Source organism: Burkholderia sp. Ac-20392, from assembly GCF_017104585.1.
In the GTDB taxonomy this organism is placed as follows: domain Bacteria; phylum Pseudomonadota; class Gammaproteobacteria; order Burkholderiales; family Burkholderiaceae; genus Burkholderia; species Burkholderia lata.
In genome coordinates this window covers 1-5251 of sequence record NZ_JAAGPB010000557.1, presented here as the reverse complement: position 1 = coordinate 5251, position 5251 = coordinate 1, and the positions used below count along the sequence as shown (strand labels likewise).

Genomic DNA, 5251 nt, shown 5'->3' with positions numbered 1-5251 from the left:
CTCACCTTCGAGCTGGCCACGCTGCCGGCGCTGGCCGGCGTGCCGTCCGGCGCGTTTCGCAACGTGCTGTGCGAAACGGTCGTCATGCATCTCGAACAGGCGGACGCGGCGGCCGCCGCCACGCGGCTGGCCGAACTCCTGATGCCGGGCGGCGCGTTGTACATGAGCTGGCGGGTGGCCGGAAACGGCACGTTGCGCGACGAGCGTGGCCGCCTCTACACGCCGCTCGATTCGGCGCGGATGCGGGCGGCGCTTGGCGCCGGCACGCAGGTGATCGACGAGCACGAGGTCGTCAGCCCGTCGTCCGGCAAGCGCGTGCACCGGCTGATCGTACGCAAGACCGTCGCCACCGCGTAAGCAGGGCAGCGCGGCGGCGCGCTCATTCGCGGTTGAGTGCCGCTTCCCAGTTGATGTCGACGCAGAGCACCTGCATGCCGGTCGCGACCGGCGCGGCGATCGACGCGGTCACGCACAGGTGCGCCTCGTTGATCGACAGGTAGGGCGGCGTCAGGTGCACGCGGCCCGGTGCACGCATCGCGTCGATGAAGTACGGGCGCCGTTCCCAGCTCGCGCCCTCGGAGTGCAGCAGCGGCCGGAAGCGCTTCGCGCGCTGCGAGACGCTGCCGCGTGCGAGCACGTTGTCGCCGATCTGGCGGCCCGATGCGTCGAGCAGGAAGCAGCGCGCGGTTTCGGGCAGCCCGAGTACGATGGCCGCTGCGTCGGTGAGCGGCTCGCCCGCGCCGAGCTTGCGGCTCGCTTCCTCGAGCGCCGCGACGTACGGTGCGAGCCGTTCCGCCTGGGTGCGCTCGCGTTCCGCGACGCGCAGCCGCAACGCGGCCGACAGCGTATCCATGCAGCCCGCGGCGGCCTGCGGCTGCACCGGTTCGACGCTTGGCCCCGCGAAGTACTGGCCCTGCACGAAATCGACGTCGCATTCCAGTGCGATCAGCGCGTCGCGTTCGGTCGCGAGCCCGCCCATCAGCACGAGCTGGCCGGATTCGTGCAGCAGCGACACGAGCCCCGGCAGCACGCGTTCGAGATGTGAGTGCTCGCTCGCTTGCGCGAGGATGCCGCGGTCGAGCGTGACGATGTCGGGATGCAGGTGCCACACGCGGTCGATGTTCGAATGCTTCGCGCCGAACCCGACGAGTGCGATCAGGAAACCGGCCTTGCGCAGCCCGTCGACGATCGCCGCGTAGCGCGGCGTCTCGCCGCCCGCCTGTTCGGGCACCTCGAGCACCACGCGGTGCGGCGGCAGCCCGAGCGCCTTCAGGTTCGCGAGCATTGCGTCGCTGTAGACGGTGTCCATCAGCGCGGCCGGATGCAGGCTCAGGAAGAGCCATTCGTCATGGCTGTCGAACGCGTGGAAGTTGCCGAGATGCAGCGATTCGGCGAGCCGGCCGAGCTCGAGCAGGTCGCCGCGCCGCGCCGCCTGCGTGAATACCTCGTGCGACGCCACCTGGCGGCTTTCCTCGTCGTGCGCACGCAGCGACGCGTGATAACCGATCGCGCGGCGGTGCGACACCGAGAAAACGGGCTGGAACACGCTGAACACGGTGTAGCCGCCGTACAGCACGGTGCGCCGGTTCCCGTCGTCGCCGGCGACGGGGCGGGGCGGTTGAAAGCCGGGGGGATCGATTTCGATCATGCTCATGATGTCGGCCGATGGAAGACTGCCAGTTTACCTAGAGAATAGGCGAGCAAGAAGCGTGCACGGCATCGTACCCCGTGCGGCGGCGCGTCGCGGCCGAGCCGCGGGCATCGCAGGCGTTTCAGATGCGCATCGCGGGGCCTCGCTGCACCGCAATGGTGCGCGCCGACCCGGTTCGGCGCGCGCCGCGCGTCATGCGCGCTCGGACGGGTCGGTCTTGCGCGCGGTGCTGCGGATTTCGGGCGCGAGCTGCGCGAAGATCCACGCGGACGCCGCCGTGATGATCCCGACGCAGATGAAGGTCGCATGGAACGCCGGCAGCGTGTTGCTCGGCGTCACGGTGCGCAGCATGCCCGTGAACGTTGCGAGCAGCGCGCCCGCCACCGTGACGCCGAGGCTCATCGACAGCATCTGCACGAGCGAGAACAGGCTGTTGCCGCTGCTCGCGCCGCCCGTGCCGAGATCCTTCAGCGTCAGCGTGTTCATCGCGGTGAACTGCATCGAGTTGAAGCCGCCGAACAGCGCGAGATGCACCACCTTCACCCAGACGGGCACCGTGTCGCGCATCAGCGCGAAGCTCGCCATCATCACGCCGACCATGATCGTGTTCGCGAGCAGCACCTTGCGGTAGCCGTGCCGCGTGATCAGGCGCGTGATGATCCGCTTCGAGAACATCCCGGCCGCCGCCACCGGCAGCATCATCAGCCCGGCCTCGAACGCCGAGTAGCCGAGGCTCACCTGCAGCAGCAGCGGGATCAGGTACGGCATCGCGCCGCTGCCGATCCGTGCGAACAGGTTGCCGAGCAGCCCGACGCTGAACGTGTGGATCCTGAACAGCTCGAGCGAGAAGATCGGCTGCGGCGCGCGCACCGCATACAGCCCGTATGCGACGAAGCACGCGAGGCTCAGGATCAGCAGCACGAGCACGGCCGCGTGCTGCATCCCGAGATCGGCGAGCCCGTCGAGCGACAGCGAGATCGCGACCATGCCGATCGTCAGCAGCAGATAGCCCTTCAGGTCGAAGCGGCCGACGGCCGGGTTGCGCGAATCGGGCATCGAATAGAAGGTCGCGATGCAGCCTGCGACGCCGACCGGTACGTTGATCAGGAAGATCCAGTGCCACGACGCGATCTTCACGAGCCAGCCGCCGAGTGTCGGCCCGATCAGCGGGCCGATCAGGCCGGGAATCGCGACGAACGACAGCGCCGGCAGGTAGCGTTCGGCCGGGAAGGTGCGCAGCACCGCGAGGCGTCCGACCGGCAGCAGCATCGCGCCGCCGACGCCTTGCACGACGCGGAACGCGACGAGCTGCGTCAGCGTATGCGCGTTTGCGCACAGCAGCGAGCCGAGCGAGAACACCAGGATCGCGCTGAAGAACACGCGCCGCGTGCCGAAGGTATCGGCGAGCCAGCCCGACACGGGGATCATCACCGCCATCGTCAGCGAGTACGCGATCACGACCGACTGCATGCGCAGCGGCGATTCGCCGAGGCTCGCGGCCATCGACGGCAGCGCCGTGTTCACGATCGTCGAGTCGAGCGTCTGCATGAAGAAGCCCGTTGCGACGAGCCAGAGCATCACGGTGAGGTTCTTTTCGCCGGGAGCGGCGGCAGGCGGGCGCTGGAACATGGGGGCGGGATGGTGGCGCGGGACAGCCGACATTGTAGGGAAAGCCATTGCGCCGTGCAGGTTCGGCGCAAGGGCGGTGCGCAGTCCGGCCGACGGATGCCCGTCCCCGTCGAATGACCAGTACAGTTCAGCCAAAAGTGTCTGCAGCCGTATCTGTCCGTGTGCTGCCACTGTCCGAAATACTGGTGCCATCGGACCCGTGCGACCAGGAGGCTGCCATGCGCGAACTGCGACTTTATGTGATCGAGGGCGATGAGCCGGCCGGTCGGTGGCGGATCGTCGATCGCACCTCGCTGGAGGTGGCCGACGGCGAGGTCTGGGTGACGATCGAGGGGCGGCACGACGATCACTGGCTCGGCGTCGGGGATTCGCTGATGCTGACGCCCGGCATGCGCGTCTGGGTCAGCGCGGGGTCGCACAGTGCGACGTTCGCGTTCGGTCCGCTCGAGGTGCCGGCGAGGCGTGCCGCGCAGGCTTGGTGGAGGCCGCTCGTCGCGTGGCGCGACGGCCGGCGTCACGCGCCCGCATCGTTGCCGACGTAGCGCGCCCGGGGCGGGATCAGCTCTCCGTCCGCGCATGGTTCGAGCGCATGCGTGATCCAGCCGGCCGTGCAGTCGTGCGGCGATCTGCGTGATCTGCGAGTCCGGCTCCGGTACGTTCCGGTCGAGCGAACGTTCGACGCCGCCGCGCGTGCGTTTCGCGTCCGCACGGCAGTGTGCGAGCAGCCGCACTTTGTCCGCGTGATGGCAGCGGTGCGTGGTTGCGCGGCGCGGTAGCGAGCGCAGCAGGTCGCGGTTCGCATGTGCAGGGGGCACGCCGGTATCGAGGATGCCGGCAGGCTTCCTGCGCGCTGGAGGAGGTGATGTCGGCCGCTTTCGCCGGGGCGCAGGGGAGACGACCGCGCGTGATGCACGGATTCGCGCAATCAGGATTGCTCGCGGCTGTCGCGAATCCTAGACTCGATCTTGTCTTCCTCACCGCCGATCCCGCCATGACACCCGAACGCGCGTTGACGCATCTGTGGCGGCTCGCCCATGGCGCCCCCGACGCGCTGGCCCGTGCGACCGTGACCGGGCAGGACCCGACGCTGCCGTCAACCTTCCGGGTCGGCACGCTGGCCGCGGCGACGATCGCGGCAGCCGGGCTCGCGGCAGCCGAATGCCACCGGCTTCGTACGGGCGTCACGCAATCCGTCGACGTGTCGGTGCGCGACGCGCTCGTCGCGTTCCGCAGCGAACGCTACCTGCGGGTGGACGATGGCCCGCCGCCGGAGTTGCGTCATCCGGTGACGGGTTTCTTCGAGACGGGCGACGGACGCTGGATCCAGTTGCACGCGAACTTCCCGCATCACCTGAACGGCATTCTCGACGTACTCGGCTGCGGCGCGCAGCGGGACGATGTCGCCACGGCGATCCGCGCGCGGGACGGCGCGGCACTCGATACCGTGCTGGCCGAGGCCGGGCTGTGCGCCGCATTGATCAGAACACCTGACGAGTGGACGTCGCTCGAGCAGGCGCGCGCGATCGCGTCGCTGCCGCTGTTCGAAATCGAGCGGATCGGCGATGCACCGATCGAGCCGATCGGTCGCGGCGAAGCCGGCCAGCCGCTCACGGGTGTGCGTGTGCTCGATCTCACGCGCATCATCGCGGGGCCGGTCGCGGGCCGCACGCTCGCATCGCACGGCGCGCAGACGCTGCTGGTCAACGGCCCGCACCTGCCGAACATCGCGCCGCTCGTGATCGACAACGGGCGTGGCAAGCGTTCGACGTGGATCGACCTGCGCGATGCGGCGGGCGTCGATGCGCTGCACGCGCTCGCACGCGATGCGGATGTGTTCCTGCAGTCGTACCGGCCCGGTGCGCTCGCGGCGCGCGGGTTTTCGCCGCCAGCGCTGGCGGCGCGGGTGGCCGGGGGCGGGAGAGCGGCGCGGAGGGAAAGGGGGGAGAACCCGGGGTTGAGTGGGCGTTGTCG

General features: G+C 69.4%; 4 protein-coding genes and 1 pseudogene. 3 read left to right on the top strand and 2 right to left on the bottom strand.

Annotated features, from left to right (window positions below):
* Nucleotides 1-357 (top strand): annotated as a pseudogene (locus G3N99_RS34405) (SAM-dependent methyltransferase); the annotation flags it as partial.
* Between the two features lie 22 nt (nucleotides 358-379).
* Here G3N99_RS34405 and G3N99_RS34400 read toward each other — a convergent pair.
* Together G3N99_RS34400 and mdtD are read right to left on the bottom strand one after the other, a co-directional pair.
* A complete protein-coding gene (locus G3N99_RS34400; protein WP_174947944.1) occupies nucleotides 380-1654 on the bottom strand; it encodes an EAL domain-containing protein in 1275 nt (424 codons plus the stop codon).
* Between the two features lie 189 nt (nucleotides 1655-1843).
* On the bottom strand, nucleotides 1844-3280 hold the full coding sequence (gene mdtD, locus G3N99_RS34395) for a multidrug transporter subunit MdtD (RefSeq protein ID WP_041492932.1): 1437 nt from the start codon (nucleotides 3278-3280) through the stop codon (nucleotides 1844-1846).
* Between the two features lie 218 nt (nucleotides 3281-3498).
* On the opposite strand from mdtD, the gene G3N99_RS34390 reads away from it, so the two are divergent.
* Nucleotides 3499-3822 carry a DUF2917 domain-containing protein gene (locus tag G3N99_RS34390; protein ID WP_174941489.1) on the top strand — a complete coding sequence of 108 codons (324 nt, stop codon included), beginning with the start codon at nucleotides 3499-3501 and terminating at the stop codon, nucleotides 3820-3822.
* A 449-nt stretch (nucleotides 3823-4271) separates the two neighbouring features.
* Nucleotides 4272-5251, top strand: a 980-nt coding sequence (locus G3N99_RS34385; protein ID WP_241012004.1) for a CoA transferase, incomplete at its 3' end; no start/stop codon positions are given.

What these genes read in the sequence shown, in the direction of transcription:
- mdtD (WP_041492932.1), bottom strand. Translation starts at nt 3,280, where the DNA reads ATGTTCCAGCGCCCGCCTGCCGCCGCTCCCGGCGAAAAGAACCTCACC.
- G3N99_RS34390 (WP_174941489.1), top strand. Translation starts at nt 3,499, where the DNA reads ATGCGCGAACTGCGACTTTATGTGATCGAGGGCGATGAGCCGGCCGGT.
- G3N99_RS34400 (WP_174947944.1), bottom strand. Translation starts at nt 1,654, where the DNA reads ATGAGCATGATCGAAATCGATCCCCCCGGCTTTCAACCGCCCCGCCCC.